Annotated in this window: 22 protein-coding genes; all 22 read left to right on the top strand. The window is 39.7% G+C overall.

The annotated features are described in order from the left end of the window. Nucleotides 1-32: 32 nt before the first annotated feature. The 22 genes from prsW to C1A12_RS11885 all read left to right on the top strand — a co-directional run bounded on the left by prsW (nt 33) and on the right by C1A12_RS11885 (nt 19235). Complete coding sequence (gene prsW / locus C1A12_RS11990) at nt 33-701, top strand: glutamic-type intramembrane protease PrsW (RefSeq protein WP_101844885.1); 669 nt, start codon at nt 33-35, stop codon at nt 699-701. A gap of 126 nt (nt 702-827) precedes the next feature. After that, nucleotides 828-1619, top strand: coding sequence for a spore cortex-lytic enzyme (gene sleB / locus C1A12_RS11985; protein ID WP_373420468.1), 792 nt, complete (start codon nt 828-830; stop codon nt 1617-1619). An 11-nt stretch (nt 1620-1630) separates the two neighbouring features. Next, on the top strand, nt 1631-2974 hold the full coding sequence (gene ypeB, locus C1A12_RS11980; protein ID WP_101844107.1) for a germination protein YpeB: 1344 nt from the start codon (nt 1631-1633) through the stop codon (nt 2972-2974). A gap of 474 nt (nt 2975-3448) precedes the next feature. Further along, the gene (locus tag C1A12_RS11975; RefSeq protein ID WP_159462188.1) at nt 3449-4105 is read left to right on the top strand and encodes a flagellar brake protein; all 657 of its coding nucleotides are present in this window, start codon (nt 3449-3451) and stop codon (nt 4103-4105) included. Between the two features lie 159 nt (nt 4106-4264). Next, nucleotides 4265-4948 carry a (d)CMP kinase gene (gene cmk, locus C1A12_RS11970; RefSeq protein WP_101844105.1) on the top strand — a complete coding sequence of 228 codons (684 nt, stop codon included), beginning with the start codon at nt 4265-4267 and terminating at the stop codon, nt 4946-4948. A 3-nt stretch (nt 4949-4951) separates the two neighbouring features. Then, nucleotides 4952-5542, top strand: a complete 591-nt coding sequence (locus C1A12_RS11965) for a 1-acyl-sn-glycerol-3-phosphate acyltransferase (RefSeq protein ID WP_101844104.1) — start codon at nt 4952-4954, stop codon at nt 5540-5542. A 91-nt stretch (nt 5543-5633) separates the two neighbouring features. Beyond that, complete coding sequence (gene rpsA, locus C1A12_RS11960) at nt 5634-6776, top strand: 30S ribosomal protein S1 (RefSeq protein ID WP_101844103.1); 1143 nt, start codon at nt 5634-5636, stop codon at nt 6774-6776. Nucleotides 6777-6785: 9 nt separating this feature from the next. Continuing rightward, nucleotides 6786-7817, top strand: coding sequence for a type 2 isopentenyl-diphosphate Delta-isomerase (gene fni / locus C1A12_RS11955; protein ID WP_306417012.1), 1032 nt, complete (start codon nt 6786-6788; stop codon nt 7815-7817). Nucleotides 7818-7873: 56 nt separating this feature from the next. Next, nucleotides 7874-8449 carry a hypothetical protein gene (locus C1A12_RS11950; RefSeq protein WP_101844101.1) on the top strand — a complete coding sequence of 192 codons (576 nt, stop codon included), beginning with the start codon at nt 7874-7876 and terminating at the stop codon, nt 8447-8449. A 189-nt stretch (nt 8450-8638) separates the two neighbouring features. Then, nucleotides 8639-9949, top strand: coding sequence for a ribosome biogenesis GTPase Der (der, locus tag C1A12_RS11945; protein ID WP_101844100.1), 1311 nt, complete (start codon nt 8639-8641; stop codon nt 9947-9949). Between the two features lie 19 nt (nt 9950-9968). After that, nucleotides 9969-11009 (top strand): NAD(P)H-dependent glycerol-3-phosphate dehydrogenase, encoded by a 1041-nt coding sequence (locus tag C1A12_RS11940; protein WP_101844099.1) that lies wholly within the window; start codon nt 9969-9971, stop codon nt 11007-11009. Between the two features lie 60 nt (nt 11010-11069). Continuing rightward, nucleotides 11070-11330, top strand: coding sequence for a stage VI sporulation protein F (locus C1A12_RS11935; protein WP_101844098.1), 261 nt, complete (start codon nt 11070-11072; stop codon nt 11328-11330). 204 nt (nt 11331-11534) lie between these two features. Then, nucleotides 11535-11732 (top strand): DUF2768 domain-containing protein, encoded by a 198-nt coding sequence (locus tag C1A12_RS11930; protein ID WP_101844097.1) that lies wholly within the window; start codon nt 11535-11537, stop codon nt 11730-11732. Between the two features lie 13 nt (nt 11733-11745). Beyond that, nucleotides 11746-12468 carry a hypothetical protein gene (locus tag C1A12_RS11925; RefSeq protein WP_101844096.1) on the top strand — a complete coding sequence of 241 codons (723 nt, stop codon included), beginning with the start codon at nt 11746-11748 and terminating at the stop codon, nt 12466-12468. 163 nt (nt 12469-12631) lie between these two features. Further along, a complete protein-coding gene (gene spoIVA / locus C1A12_RS11920) occupies nt 12632-14110 on the top strand; it encodes a stage IV sporulation protein A (RefSeq protein WP_101844883.1) in 1479 nt (492 codons plus the stop codon). Between the two features lie 360 nt (nt 14111-14470). Beyond that, the gene (locus tag C1A12_RS11915) at nt 14471-14743 is read left to right on the top strand and encodes an HU family DNA-binding protein (protein ID WP_082233987.1); all 273 of its coding nucleotides are present in this window, start codon (nt 14471-14473) and stop codon (nt 14741-14743) included. A 124-nt stretch (nt 14744-14867) separates the two neighbouring features. Then, complete coding sequence (gene mtrB / locus C1A12_RS11910; RefSeq protein ID WP_101844095.1) at nt 14868-15092, top strand: trp RNA-binding attenuation protein MtrB; 225 nt, start codon at nt 14868-14870, stop codon at nt 15090-15092. A 96-nt stretch (nt 15093-15188) separates the two neighbouring features. Beyond that, nucleotides 15189-15983, top strand: coding sequence for a heptaprenyl diphosphate synthase component 1 (locus C1A12_RS11905; protein WP_235001590.1), 795 nt, complete (start codon nt 15189-15191; stop codon nt 15981-15983). Between the two features lie 3 nt (nt 15984-15986). Continuing rightward, the gene (locus tag C1A12_RS11900; protein ID WP_101844094.1) at nt 15987-16697 is read left to right on the top strand and encodes a demethylmenaquinone methyltransferase; all 711 of its coding nucleotides are present in this window, start codon (nt 15987-15989) and stop codon (nt 16695-16697) included. Between the two features lie 15 nt (nt 16698-16712). Beyond that, the gene (gene hepT / locus C1A12_RS11895; RefSeq protein ID WP_101844093.1) at nt 16713-17681 is read left to right on the top strand and encodes a heptaprenyl diphosphate synthase component II; all 969 of its coding nucleotides are present in this window, start codon (nt 16713-16715) and stop codon (nt 17679-17681) included. Nucleotides 17682-17773: 92 nt separating this feature from the next. Beyond that, complete coding sequence (gene ndk / locus C1A12_RS11890; RefSeq protein ID WP_101844092.1) at nt 17774-18220, top strand: nucleoside-diphosphate kinase; 447 nt, start codon at nt 17774-17776, stop codon at nt 18218-18220. Between the two features lie 238 nt (nt 18221-18458). Then, nucleotides 18459-19235 carry a protein-glutamate O-methyltransferase CheR gene (locus tag C1A12_RS11885; RefSeq protein ID WP_101844091.1) on the top strand — a complete coding sequence of 259 codons (777 nt, stop codon included), beginning with the start codon at nt 18459-18461 and terminating at the stop codon, nt 19233-19235. The last annotated feature ends 28 nt before the right edge of the window (nt 19236-19263 follow it).

Genomic DNA, 19263 nt, shown 5'->3' with positions numbered 1-19263 from the left:
ATTTTAGCGGAAAGAAAGAGAGGGGGGAATCAATATTGGCAATCTTGACGGCCGCTGTCGCACCAGCGGTTGCTCTAATGACTTTTATATATTTAAGTAAAAGGATAGAGCTTGAGCCTCTTCCTTTAATCATTAGGATGTTTATATTAGGAGCTATATTAGTCTTCCCTCTCATGTTTATTCAATATGCTTTTGAAAGTGAAGGTATATTCCAGTCACCGTTGATGAAGTCAACCATTTTAGCTGGATTACTGGAAGAATTTTTTAAATGGTTTTTCTTATTATTTGTAGCCTATCGACATGCTGATTTCGATCATCATTATGATGGAATTATCTATGGAGTTGCCATAAGTCTTGGCTTCGCAACAGTTGAAAATATCCTTTATTTATTTGCCAATGGAATTGAAATTGCCCTGCTGAGAGCTGTATTTCCTGTGTCCTCACACGCTTTATTTGGGCTGATCATGGGGTATTACATGGGAAAAGCTAAGTTCTCTCCTCAATCTAAGCAGCTGTCCATCTCATTAGCACTAATCATTCCTTTCATTTTACATAGTTTATATGATTACTTTATTGTGACCTCAATATGGCTGTATCTTGTCATTCCTTTTATGATTATCTTGTGGTGGATTGGTGTACGTAAAATTAAATTAGCCAATAAGCACCACGACGACTTACTAACTTCAAATTTTGAACGCTAGCTGCCTTTATGAAGGGCAGCTTTTTTTATATCTTTATGTATATTGTTATCTATTTGAACAAAACTACCTCTATAAACAAAAAGATGCGTCAGGGGTGTAGAACATATGGCTTGGAAGAATATTGTAATGTTTGCTTTACTATTATCGCTTCTTATAATACCTGTGCCTGAAATAAATGATGGCAGGAAAGTTCACGCTTTTACGAATCAGGTTATCCAACAAGGTGCTGTAGGTCAGGATGTAATAGAGCTTCAAGCGAGACTAAAACATCTGGGATTTTACAGCAAAGAAGTGGATGGAGTATTTGGCTGGAGTACCTATTGGGCGGTAAGGAATTTTCAATATGAGTTTGGCATGGATATTGACGGTTTAGCAGGACCGCAGATGAAAGAAAAGCTGGTGAAAGCTTCAAAAGGCTATGAACAATATCTCCCTTCAAATGAAGGTGGAGGCGGTCAGCAAGCCGGCCAGGGACAGGGTGGAGGTCAGCAGCAGGGTCAAGGCGGTGGAGGAGAACAAGCAGCACCTTCGGAACCTACTGCGGTCAATGTACCTGGAGGGTATTCACAAAATGATATCAAGCTAATGGCAAATGCTGTGTATGGTGAGGCAAGAGGGGAACCTTATGAAGGGCAGGTAGCAGTAGCAGCTGTGATTCTAAATCGAGTAGAAAGTGCTACTTTTCCTAATTCAATTTCCGGTGTAATTTTTGAACCAAGAGCGTTTACAGCTGTAGCGGACGGACAAATCTGGCTTGAGCCAAACGATACCGCTGAAAGAGCTGTAAGAGATGCCCTGAACGGAATGGATCCATCTGGAAATGCTACGTATTACTTTAATCCAAACACGGCAACATCCGGCTGGATATGGTCCCGGCCGCAAATTAAAAAAATTGGCAAACATATCTTTTGTAAATAGGAGGTGGAATTATGTTTCGATGGATTACGATTACACTATTAACTGTTACGATTGTAGGGCTTGCTGTTTTTGGATATAAAGAACATCAGGATAAAAATGCGATTTTAATACAGGCAGAGAATAGTTATCAGCGTGCTTTTCATGAATTAACATCAGACGTAGATACGCTTCATGATAAGATCGGTGCGACTCTGGCGATGAATTCACGTAAACAGCTTTCTCCTCAAATGGCTGAGATTTGGAGACTTACATCGGAGGCGAGCTCTGACGTAGGACAGCTGCCATTAACCTTGATGCCTTTTAATAAAACGGAAGAATTCTTGTATGATATAGGAGATTTTGCTTACGATACTGCAATTAGAGACCTTGATAAAGAACCTCTGTCAGATCAAGAAATCGCAGGGTTAGAAGAGCTGTATAAACAGTCAGGCGACGTAAAAAATGAATTGAGAAAAGTTCAAAATATGGTATTAAGGGATAATTTAAGGTGGATGGACGTAGAACTAGCGCTGGCCACGAACGAGGAGACCGGCGATAATACAATTATAAATGGCTTTGAAACTGTTGAAAAATCGATGGATGGCTTTCAGCAGACGAACGCGGAAACAGGTATAAGTGCAAGACCAGATGAAAACGATCTTTCTCATTTAAAAGGAGACGAAATTACCAAGAAAGAAGCCATTAAGTCTGCCCAAAACTGGTTTGGAAAAGTGGAGCCCGATGAGTTTACCGTTACAAACTCGGGAAAAGGTGCCGATATCCCAACAGTCACAGCCTCTTTCCATAATGAAGAAAGAAACGGGTATATGGACATGACCAAACAGGGCGGGTATCCTTTGACCATAATGGTAAGCAGAGACGTTGAAGATTCAAAAATAAGCTTAAATGAAGCCTCAGAAAAAGCGAAGACTTATGTAGATAAATTGGAATTAAAAGACATGGAAATGGTAGAAAGTAATCAATACGATAATGAAGGTGTATTTAAATTCGTCTATAAAAAAGATGGTGTAAGGTATTATCCAGGTGCTGTACAAGTAAAAGTAGCATTAGACAATGGTGAAATGCTCGGTTTAGATGCACTTCAATACTACAGCCGTCCAAACGAAACGATTGAGGAAGAGCCGGGCTTAAGTGAGGATGAAGCTAAAGAAATGATTAATCCAAACCTCGATGTACAGGAAAATCATTTGGCTGTCATTGAAGATGAGGAACAAGAAACAATTCTCTGCTATGAATTCCTGACCACAAAAGATGATGAGACCTATCGTATATTTATTAATGCGGATAATGGACATGAAGAAAAGGTAGAAACCTTAAAAACAAAAGAAGCAAGATATGATGTTGATGTATCTTAATAAAGTGGGTATCAGGATGGACAAAACTGAATAAATCATAAAATAATCCGAATGATTCTGTAGGGATCAGTTCGGATTATTTTATGTTAAAGAGAATTCACACCATCGCTCCGTCAAAATACTTCGCTTTTAAGTGGGCACGTCCTTAAGCTTCCCCGGAAAGCAAAAAGCGCTTTCCTGCAGGATCTTCGGCTCGCGCTATTCCCACAGGAGTCTGCATATTTTGACTACGCTAATGATCTGCGTTTATACGAATGTTCGTTTTTGACATCACTGCTTTACTTATGTCCCAGTCCCATTACTTTCTCCCGCATTTGTTAATAGATTTCTTTACCTGTAAGCTATTTTAACACCGAAAATTTGATTATAGTGTATGGTTATATAGGCGCAGTCTTTTGTTCCTATCTATTTTTTGAGATAATAAAATAAAACTTATCCTGTTGGAAAAAATGGAGTTGGAAAGTAGGGATGCCCTTGTTCAAAGTTGGTGCTTCTATAACATTGGAATTATCTAAAAGTAAACGAGAAGAAGCGGAAAAATTTAAATGCAAAATAATTGATCATTCACAGGATCATATTTATATTGATTACCCTGTAAAGCTGAACACTCAGAAAACAGCCTTCTTTCTAGAAGGAACGCAGTTTCAAGCGAGTTTTCTTGGGGAGGATGGGTCTGTTTATTGGTTTGAAACCGAAGTGGTGGCCAGGCGGAAGAGCAAAATTCCTGTGCTGATGCTTAGGTTTCCAGGAGAAGAAGAACTGATCCGTATTCAGAGAAGACAGTTTGTCAGAGTTGATACAGCAATTGATGTGGCAGTTCAGGATAAGGAAATTCACTTTACGTCGGTTACCAGAGATCTAAGCGGAGGAGGACTGGCCATTTATGAACCGCCCGACATCAATCTTTTTCCGGAGCAGCAGGTAAACCTTATGCTGGTTCTGCCTATGAGTACCGGTAAGTATCATTATGTAGAAGTGACAGGAATAGTTGTGAGGTCTGCTCCCGTCAAAGGGAGCCGAAACCATTCAGTTTCCGTAGAGTTTATAAATATTAACGAAAAACGAAGGCAGCTTATTATTCAATATTGTTTTGAGCAACAGATGCAAATGCGTAAAAGAAAAAGACTATAACGTTTATATAGATATTAAATAATCTTTTATGTTATTCTTTACGAGTATATAATATAACGGTGTACATAAAGACGACAAAGCATCAGTCGTGTAACTTAAAAACGCGCTTTCTTATCAGGTGCGTTTTCGTATGTAGCATTGTAAATTGGAGGAAGAACGATGACACGTAAACTTGCCATAGCTATTGACGGTCCGGCCGCAGCAGGTAAAAGCACAGTAGCAAAAGAAGTAGCAAATCAATTATCCTATATATATATAGATACCGGAGCTATGTACCGTGCACTAACTTTAAAGGCTCTGCAAGAACATATTGATCTTAATAACGAATCTGCACTTGAGAAACTGCTTAAAGAAACAACAATTGAATTAGTACAGGAAACTGACGGGCAGCATGTAATAATAAACTCAATCGATGTCACCAAAGAGATCCGCACAAATGAGGTAACAGCCAATGTTTCCTATGTTGCTAAACATCCTAAAGTTAGAGAAGAAATGGTTGCCAGGCAGCAAAAATTAGTTGAGCAGAGAGGCGTGGTGATGGACGGCCGGGATATCGGGACTCATGTGATTCCTGATGCGGAAGTAAAAATCTTCATGATCGCCTCCGTAAAGGAAAGAGCGGAGCGGCGTCATAAAGAGAATATTGAAAATGGATTTCCGTCTGATTTAAACGAGCTAATAGAGGATATTCGAAAAAGAGATGAAATAGATTCGCAAAGAGAAACGGCTCCTCTAGTTAAAGCAGACGATGCAATTGAAGTTGATACCACATCTCTGACAATTGAAGAAGTAGTTGAACGGATTATAGACGTAGTCAGCAATGTAAAATCCGGGAGGGTGTAAAGCGTGAATTTATATAAACTCGGGAAGACTCTGTGTGCAATTATTTTATATCCGCTTTACAGAATTAAAGTAGTGGGTCGTGAAAATATCCCGAAGCAAGGGCCTGTAATTATATGCAGCAATCATATATCAAACCTGGATCCTCCTGTGGTTGGTATAACAAATAATCGAAATATTTACTTCTTGGCAAAAGAAGAATTGTTTAAAAACAAGCTGATTGGGGGAATTTTGAAAAGAGTCCACGCTTTTCCAATCAAAAGAGGAATGAGAGACCGTAATGCTCTGCGAAAAGGATTGGATATTCTTAAGCAAAATCATGCTTTAGGATTGTTCCCAGAGGGTAGTAGACAAAGGAATGGAGAAATAGGTGAAGGTCTGGCAGGAGCCGGATTCTTTGCCCTCCGTTCAGAAGCGGCTATTGTCCCGTGTGCAATCATTGGACCTTACCGTAAGTTTAAGCCGATAAAAGTAGCATACGGTAAACCAATTGATCTGCAGCCTTACCGCGATGAAAAAGCGTCTGCAAAGGTCGTCACAGACCTTATTATGGAAGAAATCAGACAATTGCATAAAATTCATAGCAAAAAAGGGTAAATACTTGACAAACCGCTTCAAATATTAGAAGTTAGACAAAAGGGCATTTCTGTAATTAGGTTGTGTCGGAAATTGAAGGAGGTAGCTTGGCATGGATGAAATGAACCATGAAGTATCAGGAATGAAAGAATTTTCTGCAGGGGATATCGTGACTGGTAAAGTCGTGAAAATTGAAGAAAAACAAGTCCTTGTAGATGTAGGATATAAAGTAGAAGGAATTGTTCCTATTAGTGAATTATCCAGTCTGCATGTAGAAAAAGCCTCAGACGTCGTTAATGAAGGTGACGAACTAAAACTTCAAGTGAAAAAGGTGGAAGATGACGAAATTGTCCTGTCTAAAAGGGCAGTAGATGCTGATAAAGCCTGGCAGGATCTTGAAGATAAATTTGAAAGCGGTGAAACTTTTACTGCTGAAGTAAAAGACGTTGTAAAAGGCGGTCTTGTGGTTGATATTGGTCTGCGTGGCTTCATTCCAGCTTCCTTAGTCGAAACTTATTATGTTGAAGATTTTGAAAATTACAAAGGTAAAGAACTCAGCTTAAAAGTTGTGGAGCTGGACCGTGATCAAAACCGCGTCATTCTTTCACACCGCGCTGTGGTAGAGGCTGAAGAATCTTCTAAAAAGCAGGAAGTTCTGCAATCACTTGAAGAAGGACAAGTCATTGAAGGAACTGTACAAAGACTGACGGATTTTGGTGCCTTTGTAAACCTTGGAGGTATAGACGGTCTTGTACATATCTCTCAGCTTTCTCACGAACACGTTGAGAAAGCGTCAGATGTGGTAGAAGAAGGTCAAACAATCCAAGTGAAGGTACTTTCAGTAGATCGTGATAATGAGAGAATTTCACTGTCTCTTAAAGCTACGCAGCCTGGCCCCTGGCATGATATTGCCGGTCGCGTGCAGTCAGGAGAAGTGGTCGAAGGAACAGTCCGCCGTCTTGTGAGCTTTGGGGCATTCGTTGAGGTTTTTCCTGGAGTGGAAGGGCTTGTTCATATTTCACAAATCTCTAATCGTCATATCGGTACCCCTGGCGAAGTGCTGGAAGAGGGACAGACAGTTAATGTAAAAGTGCTGGATGTGGATGAAGATGCGAAAAGACTCTCTCTAAGTATGAAAGAGCTTGAACGTGAACAAGCTAGAGATGAAGTGAAACAATACGAAAAAGAAGAAGATAACGCGGGTTTCTCTCTTAGTGACATGATTGGGGACCAGTTAGACAAGTATAAGAAGTAACAGGCGGTGATGGATTTGTCGAGGGCTAAACGTAAACTCGATCATATCCGCCACGCTTTAGGTCACGAGCATGATATTTATAGTCACTTTGATGATATAAATATCATCCATCAAAGTTTAACCGACTTAAACTTTGATCAACTTCATTTAGGTACAAACGTAGGAGAACTTACATTAAGTTCTCCTATTTTTGTAAATGCCATGACCGGCGGCGGAGGAGATCGGACATTAAGAATTAACCGGGATTTAGCTAGAGCAGCAGCAGAAACCGGTATCGGGATGGCTGTTGGGTCTCAAATGTCTGCTATTAAAGATTCATCAGAACGCCCCAGTTACCAGGTGGTGCGTAAAGAAAATAGAGAAGGAACAATATTTGCAAATGTAGGAAGCGAGGCTTCATTAGATCAGGCTAAGACAGCAATTGATATGATTGAGGCCGATGCCCTGCAAATCCACTTAAACACTCTTCAGGAATTGATTATGCCTGAAGGTGACCGGGATTTTTCCAGCCGCTTACATAATATAGGAACAATTGCTGAAATTGTGGATGTTCCTGTTATAGTAAAAGAAGTTGGCTATGGAATGTCTACAGAAACAATGAACGTCCTGATAGGCGCAGGGATTCGCTATATTGATGTAGCTGGAAGAGGAGGAACTAACTTCTCAAAAGTTGAAAATATGAGGAGAGAGAAGCCGTTTGCTTCATTTAATAATTGGGGGATCCCTACTCCGATGTCACTACTCGAAGGGCGGCGCCTTGATGAGGATCTTCATATATTGGGTTCAGGAGGCATCCGAAATGGCGTGGACGGGGCCAAATCACTCGTTCTTGGGGCAGAAGCTTTTGGGATGGCCGGCAGCTTGCTGAAGGTTTTAATAGAAGACGGGTATGACGGCCTCATTGAACAAATAGAGCATGTGAAAAAAGAAGTGAAGATGGTAATGATGTTGACAAATTCCACGGAAATATCAGAACTAAGGCACTGTCCTTTCACACTGCACGGAGAAACTAAAGAATGGATCGAACAGCGAAAGAGATAATCATAGGTTTATAATGATCCCTAAGCAGCCATAATGTGATTAAGGAGAGATTATTTATGGCTGTTTACTATTGGTATGCATGGATCGTTGTCATTCTTGTTTCATTCTTCCTATCTTCTAAAAAAAACAAAAAGCTGGCTTTACTTATATATGTATTAATTCAAATGATACTTACCACGTATTTACAGATTGATAGTCTTTTTTGGCTTTCTTTCTCAATTCAAGCTTTGTTCGGTATTTATTTGTGGGCAGAACCCCGTCCCATGTTACAGCACATTTGGCCGGTGTTGTTCACATGCTTTTGGGCGGTTTTTCAGTTATTTCTCCTAAGTAACCCTGTGTGGTATTTATTCCCGGGAGTTCAGGTCGCGATTATTGGTGTTTTAATATTGGTTAATTATTTAAATTTCTCCCTGAACAGTCAACTGGGTCTCTGGCTTCTTATGAATGTCCTCGGAGGGTTTGCCGCTAAGCTTGTAAGCTGGGCCTTGTTCTTGGATTATATGCCTGATTATATATACGAACAGAAAGTAATGTTAAAAGGAATCATAGTCATTTTAATTATAAATGGTATCGCCCACCTTAGGAAATCCTCTCTAAAATTAAAACGGAAAAAGAGATTATTCGCGTAGGGCGGTACTTCATCAAAAACCGATTGTATAATGTCAAGGAATTTGCTAATATAATAAAGTTAGGTCATTTCTGCTGTTCTTATGGAAGAATGCTTGGACTAGCCATTCCATGGAAAAGCAGTATTTTTTTATATTCAAAATAAATCGACAGATGACTGAGTAAATAGACAGGGGAAGGATGATCCTTTCATGCGAAAATCAATAGTTGCTATAGTAGGGCGGCCCAATGTTGGCAAGTCCACTATATTTAACCGGCTCGTAGGTGATCGTATCTCCATAGTTGAAGATACACCTGGAGTAACAAGAGATCGTATTTATGCAGAAGCAGAATGGTTAAATACAACGTTTAATTTAATTGATACAGGTGGTATTGAACTTGGGGATGAACCTCTATTAGTACAAATGCGGGCTCAGGCGCAAGTGGCTATAGATGAAGCCGACGTTATTGTATTTATGGTAAACGGCAGAGATGGGATTACCGGAGCAGACGAAGAAGTTTCTAAAATTCTATTTAGGTCAAATAAGCCGGTTGTACTTGCTGTAAATAAAGTAGATAATCCTGAAATGAGAGAAGATATTTACGAATTTTATGCATTAGGATTCGGTGAACCTCATCCGATCTCCGGAACTCACGGATTAGGACTTGGGGATTTGCTTGATGAAGTAGTCAAGCATTTTCCTGAGCGTGATGTAGAGGAAGTGGATGATGATATTATTCGGTTCAGCTTAATAGGCAGACCCAACGTAGGAAAATCTTCACTTGTGAACAGTATTTTGGGACAGGAGAGAGTAATTGTAAGCGATATCGCCGGTACGACAAGAGATGCGATTGATACTCCTTTTTCCAAGGATGACCGGGATTTTATTATTATCGATACTGCAGGGATGCGTAAAAGAGGAAAAGTTTATGAAGCGACAGAGAAATACAGCATTATGAGAGCATTAAAAGCGATTGAGCGCTCTGATGTCGTATTAAGCTTAATTGACGCTGAAACAGGCATACAGGAACAAGATAAAAAAATAGCTGGTTACGCTCATGAAGCAGGTAAAGCAGTGATAATTGTTGTGAATAAATGGGATACTGTGGCATCAAGTGAGAAAGCTATGAAAGAGTTTGAAGATGACGTGCGCTCAAATTTCCGCTTCTTAGACTACGCTCCCATTGCATTCTTATCTGCAAAAACTAAAAAGCGGACACATACTCTGCTTCCAAAGGTAATTGAAGCAAGTGAGAATCACGCAAGAAGAGTACAAACTAATATTTTAAACGAAGTAATTATGGATGCGCTTGCTATGAATCCTGCCCCATCCATTAAAGGGCAGAAACTGAAAATATTTTATGCTACTCAAGTCGCGGTTAAACCACCGGCTTTTGTGGTATTTGTTAATGAACCCGAACTTATGCATTTTACTTACGAACGCTTTCTTGAGAACCGGATACGGGAAGCATTTGGCTTTGAAGGGACTCCAATTAAGATTATTGCAAGAAAACGAAGTTAGAGTGAGAGGAGAATTGGACATGGGAAAAGTAGCGGTTTTAGGTGCTGGGAGCTGGGGAACTGCCCTGGCGATTGTGTTGGCTGATAATGGAAACGATGTTTACTTATGGTCTCATCGTGAACAGCATGCAGCTGAAATTAACGAAAACCATACAAATGAAAGATATCTAAAAGGAATAGAAATACCCTCTTCAATCCACGCGAGCTCAGATATGAAAAGCGTCACAGCTGAAGCGGATCACATTGTGCTCGTAGTACCTACCAAGGCTGTTCGTGAAGTGTGTAAGGAATTAGTAGGTTATTTAAATCAGAAAGTCACGATTACCCATGCTGCAAAAGGGATTGAACCAGAAACTTATAAGCGCGTTTCTGAAATTATAGCCGAAGAAATACCGGACAAATTCTATAAGGATATTGTTGTGCTTTCAGGTCCTAGCCATGCTGAGGAAGTCAGTTTAAAGCATCCTACGACCGTAACTGTGTCCTCGAAGGACCTCAATGTCGCTGCTACTGTACAGGATCTTTTTATTAACGAGAAATTCCGGGTATATACGTCACCTGACTTAGTAGGAGTGGAGCTGGGAGGAGCACTGAAAAATATTATAGCACTCGGTGCGGGAATATCAGATGGTTTGGGTTTTGGGGATAATGCAAAAGCCGCTTTGATTACAAGAGGCTTGGCTGAAATCGCCAGACTTGGCACTTCCATGGGAGCAAACCCGCTGACTTTTTCAGGTTTAACAGGAATTGGGGACTTGATTGTTACGTGTACCAGTCCTCACAGCCGTAATTGGAGAGCCGGTAATAAACTCGGCAAAGGAGCCGATTTAAATCAGGTGCTCGAAGAAATGGGAATGGTTGTAGAAGGAGTAAGAACAACTAAGGCCGCTTATCAATTGTCTAAAAAGCAGCAAGTGGACATGCCGATTACCTCAGGAATTTACCGTATTTTATTTGAAGATGCAGATCCAAGAGACGTAGTCACTCAGCTAATGACCCGTATCCGGCGTCATGAAATGGAAGACTTAACAAATATACTGGATGATCAAATGAACAACTAACACATTAATCTTCTCGTGCATATACTACCAAGAACAAATTGCACGAGGAGGTCAATAGCAGTGAGTAATTTTCAAAAAAATATTTTTGATCATTTGCAGAATAAAGCAAATATTAATCCCGATGACGTGTATAAAGTAGCTGACTCAGTGAAAAATGCCGATTTCAGCGATGAAAAAGTGGTAAGACGTTTAGTAAGACAATTAGCTCGTGTGGCTAACAAGCCGGTTTCCAAGCAAAAAGAGGATAAAATTGTTGAGGCAATCGTAAACCAAAATTTACCTATGGATATGAATACGTTAAGTAAATACTTTAAAGGTTAAGCATATGTAGGCGTTTTAAGGAGACAGTCCTCCAAAATTGCGCATACTATAATCCGTAGCAATTAATACGTATGAGCTGTGAACGGGAATTATTTAGTCGACCGGAGCATAATGGCTCCGGATTTTTTTTGGCTTCTTAAGACTAATCACCTGTGGTATAATACCAACGTGTTGAATGGGATCATAGGAGAGAGGAAGTTTTTTATGTCAGTAGCGATGTTAAAAATGTACATATCCTTTGCAGGTATTATTTCTTTATTTCTCGCCACAGGGTTAATCTACCTGAGCCGTTTTAAGCTATCAGGTTTGCTATCTATTATCACTGCGGTATTTGCGTATTTATTTATGATCTTTGGGGGCCTGATTATATTGTATATCGTATTTAGCGGGCCAACAGGTTAGAAGGAGGATCAGCATGAGAATATTAAAATTGTTAAGTGTGCCAATACTCCTGTTTATATTAAGCGGCTGTCTTTATCCCCAGTCAGAAATGAAGAAAAACAACCCAACAAATCAAGAACAGTTAAAATCAGTACAAGCTTCTGTCTCCCAATATCAGGAACAGGAATCGGGTTTACTCCCCATTAAAACAAAAGACGAAGACACTCCTCCATTCCTGAAGTACCCTCTGGATTTCTCAAAACTTAGGGAAAGTGGTCTGATGGGAGAAGCACCGGGAAACTCCTTTGAAAATGGGGGCCATTATCAATATATAATTATTAATCCTGATGAGGAAGCAGAAGTGAAAGTAGTCGATTTGAGGACTACGGAAGCTTTGCGTTCCCTGCAGTTGAAAGTAGACTTTTATGAGAATGAAAATGAATACCCGCCCTTAAATAATAAAGTAGCAAAAGGGGTGTACGATTTAAAGTATGAAGAAATGGGGCTGGAAAGTGCTCCTACCATAGACAGCCCTTATTCAGAACAACAGCTCCCTGTGTATATTAACGAACGGGGAGAGCTGCTTGTGGATTATCGTAAAGAACTCTACAGATTATTGGAGGAGGAGGAACACTCCTATGAAGAAGGGGATGATATCCGCTACCTCCTGACTGACTATACACCTTTTGCTCCCGCATACTCTCCTGCTTACACAATAGAAGACGGAGAACCTGTTTTTATGGAAGCAGAATCTTAAATGTTATCTCCCTTTATCCTTAACTGGATAAAGGGATTTTTCTTGTCCGCTCCCTGCGAAGTTTTTAGAACTTGATGAATTCAAGCATATTTGTAAGGGGTGATGACATAGAATGAGAGTGTCCAAGCTTGTAATTTGTGAATTTTATCTGGGAGGGGATCTTTTGGAAAAGGTTGATATTTTCAGTGATATCTCCAAGAGAACGAACGGAGATATTTATCTGGGAGTCGTGGGTGCGGTTCGGACTGGAAAATCTACATTTATAAAAAAGTTCATGGAATTAGTTGTTATTCCAAATATGGAGGATGATTCCGAAAGAGAAAGAGCTATGGATGAGCTGCCTCAAAGTGCGGCTGGCAAAACCATTATGACCACGGAACCAAAGTTTGTACCAAACCAGGCGGCCACAATTCAATTTGATGAACATTTAGATGTACGTGTGCGGATGGTCGATTGTGTAGGATATGCTGTGAACGGCGCTGTAGGATATGAGGATGAAAGCGGTCCGAGGATGATTCATACACCATGGTATGAAGAGGCTATTCCTTTTCATGAAGCTGCTGAAATCGGCACACAAAAGGTTATACAGGAACATTCTACAATTGGCATTGTAGTAACGACTGATGGAACCATTGGTGAAATATCACGTGAAGATTATGTTGAAGCAGAAGAAAAAGTTGTTGAAGAGCTGAGAGAAGTTGGAAAGCCGTTTATAATGGTAGTGAATTCGGCTCAGCCTCATAGTGATCGAACTGAAAATTTAAGATCGCAGCTTCAGGAAAAATACGATATACCTGTCCTTGCGTTATCTGTAGAAAGTATGAGGGAGCAGGACGTTCACAATGTTTTGAGAGAAGCATTGTTTGAGTTTCCTGTACTTGAAGTTAATGTGAACCTCCCTAGCTGGGTTATGGTTCTGGATTCACGGCACTGGCTGCGAAAACACTTACAAACAGCCATAGAAGAAACAGTTCAGGATATTAAACGTTTACGTGATGTAGACCAGGTAATCGGAAACTTTGATCAGTATGAACATATCAATGGAGCACACATTTCAGGAATGGATTTAGGGGAAGGAATTGCGGAGATTGATTTACAGGCTCCGGATTATTTATATGACCACGTATTAAAAGAGATCGTAGGGGAAGAAATCAGAGGGAAGGATCATCTTCTGGAAATAATGCAGGATTTTTCACATGCGAAAAGAGAGTATGACCAGGTAGCGGATGCTTTACAGATGGTGAAACAAACAGGTTATGGGATTGCTGCACCATCGCTTGAAGATATGGCGCTTGATGAACCTGAGATTATCCGCCAGGGCTCCAGGTTTGGAGTAAGGTTAAAGGCTGTAGCACCTTCAATCCACATGGTAAAAGTGGATGTTCAGTCGGAATTTTCACCTATTATAGGGACCGAAAAACAAAGTGAGGAATTAGTGCGTTATTTAATGCAGGATTTTGAAGAAGACCCGCTGTCTATTTGGAACTCAGACATATTTGGCCGTTCACTTAGTTCCATCGTAAGAGAAGGTATTCAGGCCAAACTGTCACTTATGCCGGAAAATGCCCGCTATAAATTAAAAGAAACATTAGAAAGAATCATTAATGAAGGTTCAGGCGGAATGATTGCAATCATTTTATAACGGCTCCTAATCGGGCCGTTTTAATTTTTTTTATAAAAAATACTAGAAATTTTTTTCTCATATATTTATGTAAACAAGTAAAATGAAGAAAATATTTATTAAAAGCGCCAAAACGTTGATATATCAAGGTTTTGGCGCTTTTAATCTAATATGAAAATTTTCTGCTAAAATGAGGTTATAACTTCCGAAAACGGGGAAGAATGGCTAGAAATAGGCATTCTATAAGTATTCTCTATTGAATTTAGTATCAAAGTCGTTTAATATAAGGCTTGTCATCACATGTTGATGGCTTATATGAGGCACTTTAAGTGAATGAAGCATCACTTAAAAGACCAACCTTCTCGGAAGGAGGTGAATGTCATGAACAAGACAGACCTGATCAATGCAGTTTCTGAGAAAGCTGAGCTTTCTAAAAAAGACGCAACACAAGCGGTTGATTCTGTATTCGAATCTATCATGGATTCACTAAAAGATGGTGAAAAAGTACAATTGATTGGATTCGGTAACTTTGAAGTACGTGAACGTGCGGCACGTAAAGGCCGTAACCCACAAACAGGTGAAGAGATCGAAATCTCTGCGAGCAAAGTTCCTGCTTTCAAACCTGGTAAAGCCCTTAAAGATGCTGTTAAATAATAGCTACATAGGGCTAAAAAGGGGTGCTTTTAAAAGCACCCCTTTTTCAATGGTAAATAATTAGAATTTTTGACATAATAAAATGTATAAGAGATAGTAAAGGTAATGGAAAGGAGTTCTGTAAATGGCTGCTTCAGATAATGATTTTTTTGTGATTAAGGCTCTTGAAGACGGAGTAAATGTAATCGGGCTTACACGCGGTACCGATACCCGTTTTCATCATTCAGAAAAGCTGGACCGAAATGAAGTGATGATTGCCCAGTTTACTGAACATACCTCTGCTGTTAAAGTAAGAGGTAAAGCTGTGATTCAAACGAGTCATGGTGAAATGAAGAATGAAGCAGAGTAAGCATCTCTGCCGATTACATAAGCAGCATAATGCCAGGCTTTATGCTATAATAATTGTATTTTAGATGTGCGGAGGAAAGGGATTAGGTGATGAAAGGTGAATCCATCAGATATGCATATTGATCAAATAAAAGCTACAATAGCTGCTAAGGTTCGCCATCCTTTTTTGGCTAAATATATAGCAGAGCCTGTTATCGATGAAGACAAGCTGGCTATATTGATATCTTTAATGGATCACACTGCTCTTCCTGCATTCAAAAAAGAAAAGTATATAGTTACGACTATGCTGGTGCAAATCGCCCTTGACACGCATGATCTCGTTACTTTATCAGATGAAGATGATGAGCACGAAACGGTGCGGACAAGACAGCTGACAGTGCTTGCTGGTGACTACTACAGCGGTTTGTACTATTTTGTGTTGGCTCAGTTAAATGACATTCCTATGGTGAGAGTACTGGCTGGAGCTATAAAAGAAATCAATGAACTAAAGATGGATTTGTATTATAAGGATGTAGAATCTTTTCACGAGTTTTTCACTTCGTTAAAGAAAATTGAGTCACTGCTTATACAGCGTGTCGCACAGCACGTTCAGAAGCCTGCGATTAATGACATGGCTGGAGAATGGTTGTTTGCTAAAAGGCTGCTGGAGGAGAAAGCCAGTTACGAAGAAGGGCGTTTCTCACCGGTCATAGAGTCTTTAATCCGCCAGCCTGAATTTTTCGATGCGAGTGGACAGCTTCTAAACAGTATAGAACAGTTAATCCATAAGCAGATTACTAAATTAGAAGTTACAGCTTCTCATCTGCCAATCCATTTCAACTGGTTAAAGAATTATATCGATACAGCCATTTATCAGCGGTTTTACAAAACACATCTGGCAGAGGAAGGGTAAGAAATGCAGCAACAGTCTAAAGAGGAACGTGTACATCATGTATTTGAGAAGATTTACAATCGTTACGACACAATGAATTCAATTATATCTTTCCAGCAGCACAGGCTGTGGAGAAATGACGTTATGAAACGTATGGAGGTAAAAAAAGGCTCCTCCACCCTGGATGTATGCTGCGGGACCGGAGACTGGACAATGTCATTAGCGAATCAGACAGGGGCCACAGGCAGGGTGATCGGAATTGATTTTAGCGTGAACATGTTGTCTGTTGCTATAAAAAAGAAGCTGGGTTCAGGTTTAAAGCATGTCGAATTTCAGCAAGGGAACGCAATGAGTCTCCCTTTTGAAGACAACGAATTCGATTATGTGACGATTGGATTTGGATTAAGAAACGTACCTGATTATCTACAAGTATTAGAAGAAATGCAACGGGTTGTTAAACCAGGCGGGAAAGTAGTCTGCTTAGAGACCTCTCAGCCTACAAACCCGGTATTCAAACGGCTTTATTATTTTTATTTCAAATATGTAATGCCTGTATTTGGTAAACTTTTTGCTCGTAGTTATAACGAGTACAGCTGGCTTCATGAATCGGCTAAAGACTTTCCCGGAAAAGGTGAACTAACTGATCTCTTTAAGCAAGCAGGACTGGTTAACATACAAGTAAAATCTTACACAGGCGGTGCAGCAGCTATGCACATGGGCGAGAAACCATCGTAATTGAGGATGAAGACAATGAAACTGGCAATGATTTATTCCTTTCTAAAACAAGATTTAGCAGCAATTGAAGAAGAGGTCAACGAAACGATTAAATCTGATAATCCCGTCCTGCGAGAAGCTTCAAGTCAACTATTGAACGCAGGCGGCAAAAGAATTCGACCCGTGTTTGTACTTCTGGCAGGTAAATTTGGAGACTACCAACTGGACCGGATGAAGGCTGTTGCAGTTTCTCTTGAACTCATTCATACTGCTTCTCTTGTTCATGACGATGTAATTGATGAAGCTGAATTAAGAAGAGGAGAGCCCACGATCAAGTCAAAATGGGATAACCGTATTGCCATGTATACTGGTGATTACATATTCGCTCGTTCATTGGAAAATCTCACAAAAATTGAAAATCCATTAGCCCATCAAGTATTGGCTGAAACTATGGTCGAGCTTTGTTTAGGTGAGATCGAACAAATTAAAGATAAATATAACCTGGAACAAAATGTCCGACAGTATTTGAGAAGAATAAAAAGGAAGACAGCTATTTTAATTGCTGCAAGCTGCCGGATGGGTGCTATTGCTGCTAATGTGACGAAAGCGGAGGAAAAGGCTTTACATCGGTATGGTTATTATGTTGGAATGTCTTATCAAATAATAGATGATGTCTTAGATTTTACTGCTTCGGAGAAAGAACTGGGAAAACCAGCAGGAAGTGATTTAATTCAGGGCAATATTACCTTGCCTGTTCTATACTCTTTAAAGAATGAGGAACTTAAGTCGGATCTTGTAAGTATTTTTCTAAAGGAAGATCCTTCGTCTGAAGATTTCGCTGAAGTCATCAGTGAAATTAGAGATAACGGTTCCATTGAAAAGTCTTTAGAGTTAAGTGACCGTTACTTAAAGAAAGCGCATCAAGCCCTGGAACATCTACCGAACAGCCGTGCCAAGCAGACGCTTAAAGGAATTGCGAAATACATTGGAAAAAGAAGGGCATAAAAGGTTTGCCAGCTTGTATAAAGTCTGGTAAAATCTTTTTGTGGCGCTGTTAAAGCGGTTCCACACTACATAAAAAACTGAGGTGCTTAACCATGGAAAAAACATTTTTAATGATTAAACCAGATGGAGTTCAGCGTAATTTAATAGGAGAAGTAACCACAAAGTTCGAAAATAAAGGTTTTAAACTGGCTGGCGCTAAGTTAATGACCATAGACCGTGCCCTTGCAGAGGAGCATTATGGAGAGCATAAAGGCAAGCCTTTTTTTGAGGAATTAGTTAATTTTATAACTTCCGGTCCAGTATTTGCCATGGTATGGGAAGGTGAAAATGTCATTTCAACAGCCCGCCAAATGATGGGGGCAACTAATCCTCAAGAAGCGTCTCCAGGTACTGTCCGGGGGGATTATGGTTTAACCGTAGGTAAAAATGTGATCCATGGATCAGATTCTCAGCAGAGTGCTGAAAGGGAAATCGGTCTTTTTTTCCAAAAAAATGAGATGATTGATTACAATAAGGATAATTTATCCTGGGTGTATTAAGGCACAGCTATCTCAGCGTTGAACTGTAATCGGTTCACGCTCGAGATAGCTTTTTATTTTCCCGATAAGGATTCTATCATTTCTCTCCAGACACAGCCAAAAAGGTTAAGCTGTAATAGTGGATTGGAAACGAAAGGCAGGAATCTTTACCTTTAAATTTTTTATAAAATGGAACTTTACATCAACAATTTAATGCTTTACTCTGTAAAAGAGGGAGTTTGGTGAGGAGATTTTTAGGATGAAAAACGATTACGAAACATTTGTCAGTAATTTTAAAAAAAAATCAGGGATTGATCTTTTTTTTTACAAAGAAGCACAGATGAAGAGGAGATTAACCTCTTTACGCGATAAAAGGGGCTATCATGATTTTTCCAGTTATTTTACCGATGTGCAAAAAGATGCAGAGCTTTTTCATGAATTATTAGATCGCTTAACCATCAACGTGTCTGAATTTTATCGGAATAAAAAACGCTGGGATGTATTAGAAGAAAAAGTAATCCCCCATTTAAAGAAAACAAGAAACAGGATCAAAGTCTGGAGTGCTGCATGTTCAACAGGGGAAGAGCCTTATACGCTGGCTATGATCCTTAATAAGCACATATCATCGAATAAGTTTGAGATTACGGCTACAGATATCGATGAAAATGCGTTGCGACGTGCAGAAATGGGTGTTTACCCTGAACGGTCTTTAAGAGAAGCGCCTAAAGAAATGGTCCACAAGTATTTTAAGAAACAAGGCCTTCATTATCAGGTCAGTGATGAGCTGAAGAAAGACATTATTTTTAAGAAGCACAACCTGTTGTCCGATCGCTTCGAACAGAATTATGACCTAATTGTCTGTCGAAACGTGCTTATATATTTTACAGAACAAGCCAAACAGCAGATTTATCATAAGTTCAGCCAATCTCTAACGGAGAATGGAATATTTTTTGTAGGGAGCACTGAACAGGTTTTTACTCCAGGTGAATATAACCTGAAGCTATTTGACACTTTCTTTTATGAGAAAAACGCGTAAAAAGTCGAACAAACTCTGTTTTTTTAAT

It is taken from the genome of Halobacillus sp. Marseille-P3879, assembly GCF_900240285.1.
Taxonomy (GTDB): Bacteria; Bacillota; Bacilli; order Bacillales; family Halobacillaceae; genus Halobacillus_A.
Note: the sequence above shows the minus strand (reverse complement) of the source record. Positions and strands in the feature narration are given on the sequence as shown.

Excerpts from the sequence above, each read along its gene's own strand:
- der (WP_101844100.1), top strand. The coding sequence starts at position 8,639 with ATGCGAAAATCAATAGTTGCTATAGTAGGGCGGCCCAATGTTGGCAAG.
- C1A12_RS11900 (WP_101844094.1), top strand. The coding sequence starts at position 15,987 with ATGCAGCAACAGTCTAAAGAGGAACGTGTACATCATGTATTTGAGAAG.
- fni (WP_306417012.1), top strand. The coding sequence starts at position 6,786 with ATGGATTTGTCGAGGGCTAAACGTAAACTCGATCATATCCGCCACGCT.
- ypeB (WP_101844107.1), top strand. The coding sequence starts at position 1,631 with ATGTTTCGATGGATTACGATTACACTATTAACTGTTACGATTGTAGGG.
- ndk (WP_101844092.1), top strand. The coding sequence starts at position 17,774 with ATGGAAAAAACATTTTTAATGATTAAACCAGATGGAGTTCAGCGTAAT.
- hepT (WP_101844093.1), top strand. The coding sequence starts at position 16,713 with ATGAAACTGGCAATGATTTATTCCTTTCTAAAACAAGATTTAGCAGCA.
- C1A12_RS11915 (WP_082233987.1), top strand. The coding sequence starts at position 14,471 with ATGAACAAGACAGACCTGATCAATGCAGTTTCTGAGAAAGCTGAGCTT.
- C1A12_RS11930 (WP_101844097.1), top strand. The coding sequence starts at position 11,535 with ATGTCAGTAGCGATGTTAAAAATGTACATATCCTTTGCAGGTATTATT.
- C1A12_RS11940 (WP_101844099.1), top strand. The coding sequence starts at position 9,969 with ATGGGAAAAGTAGCGGTTTTAGGTGCTGGGAGCTGGGGAACTGCCCTG.
- C1A12_RS11950 (WP_101844101.1), top strand. The coding sequence starts at position 7,874 with ATGGCTGTTTACTATTGGTATGCATGGATCGTTGTCATTCTTGTTTCA.
- C1A12_RS11925 (WP_101844096.1), top strand. The coding sequence starts at position 11,746 with ATGAGAATATTAAAATTGTTAAGTGTGCCAATACTCCTGTTTATATTA.
- cmk (WP_101844105.1), top strand. The coding sequence starts at position 4,265 with ATGACACGTAAACTTGCCATAGCTATTGACGGTCCGGCCGCAGCAGGT.
- sleB (WP_373420468.1), top strand. The coding sequence starts at position 828 with ATGTTTGCTTTACTATTATCGCTTCTTATAATACCTGTGCCTGAAATA.
- C1A12_RS11885 (WP_101844091.1), top strand. The coding sequence starts at position 18,459 with ATGAAAAACGATTACGAAACATTTGTCAGTAATTTTAAAAAAAAATCA.
- mtrB (WP_101844095.1), top strand. The coding sequence starts at position 14,868 with ATGGCTGCTTCAGATAATGATTTTTTTGTGATTAAGGCTCTTGAAGAC.
- rpsA (WP_101844103.1), top strand. The coding sequence starts at position 5,634 with ATGGATGAAATGAACCATGAAGTATCAGGAATGAAAGAATTTTCTGCA.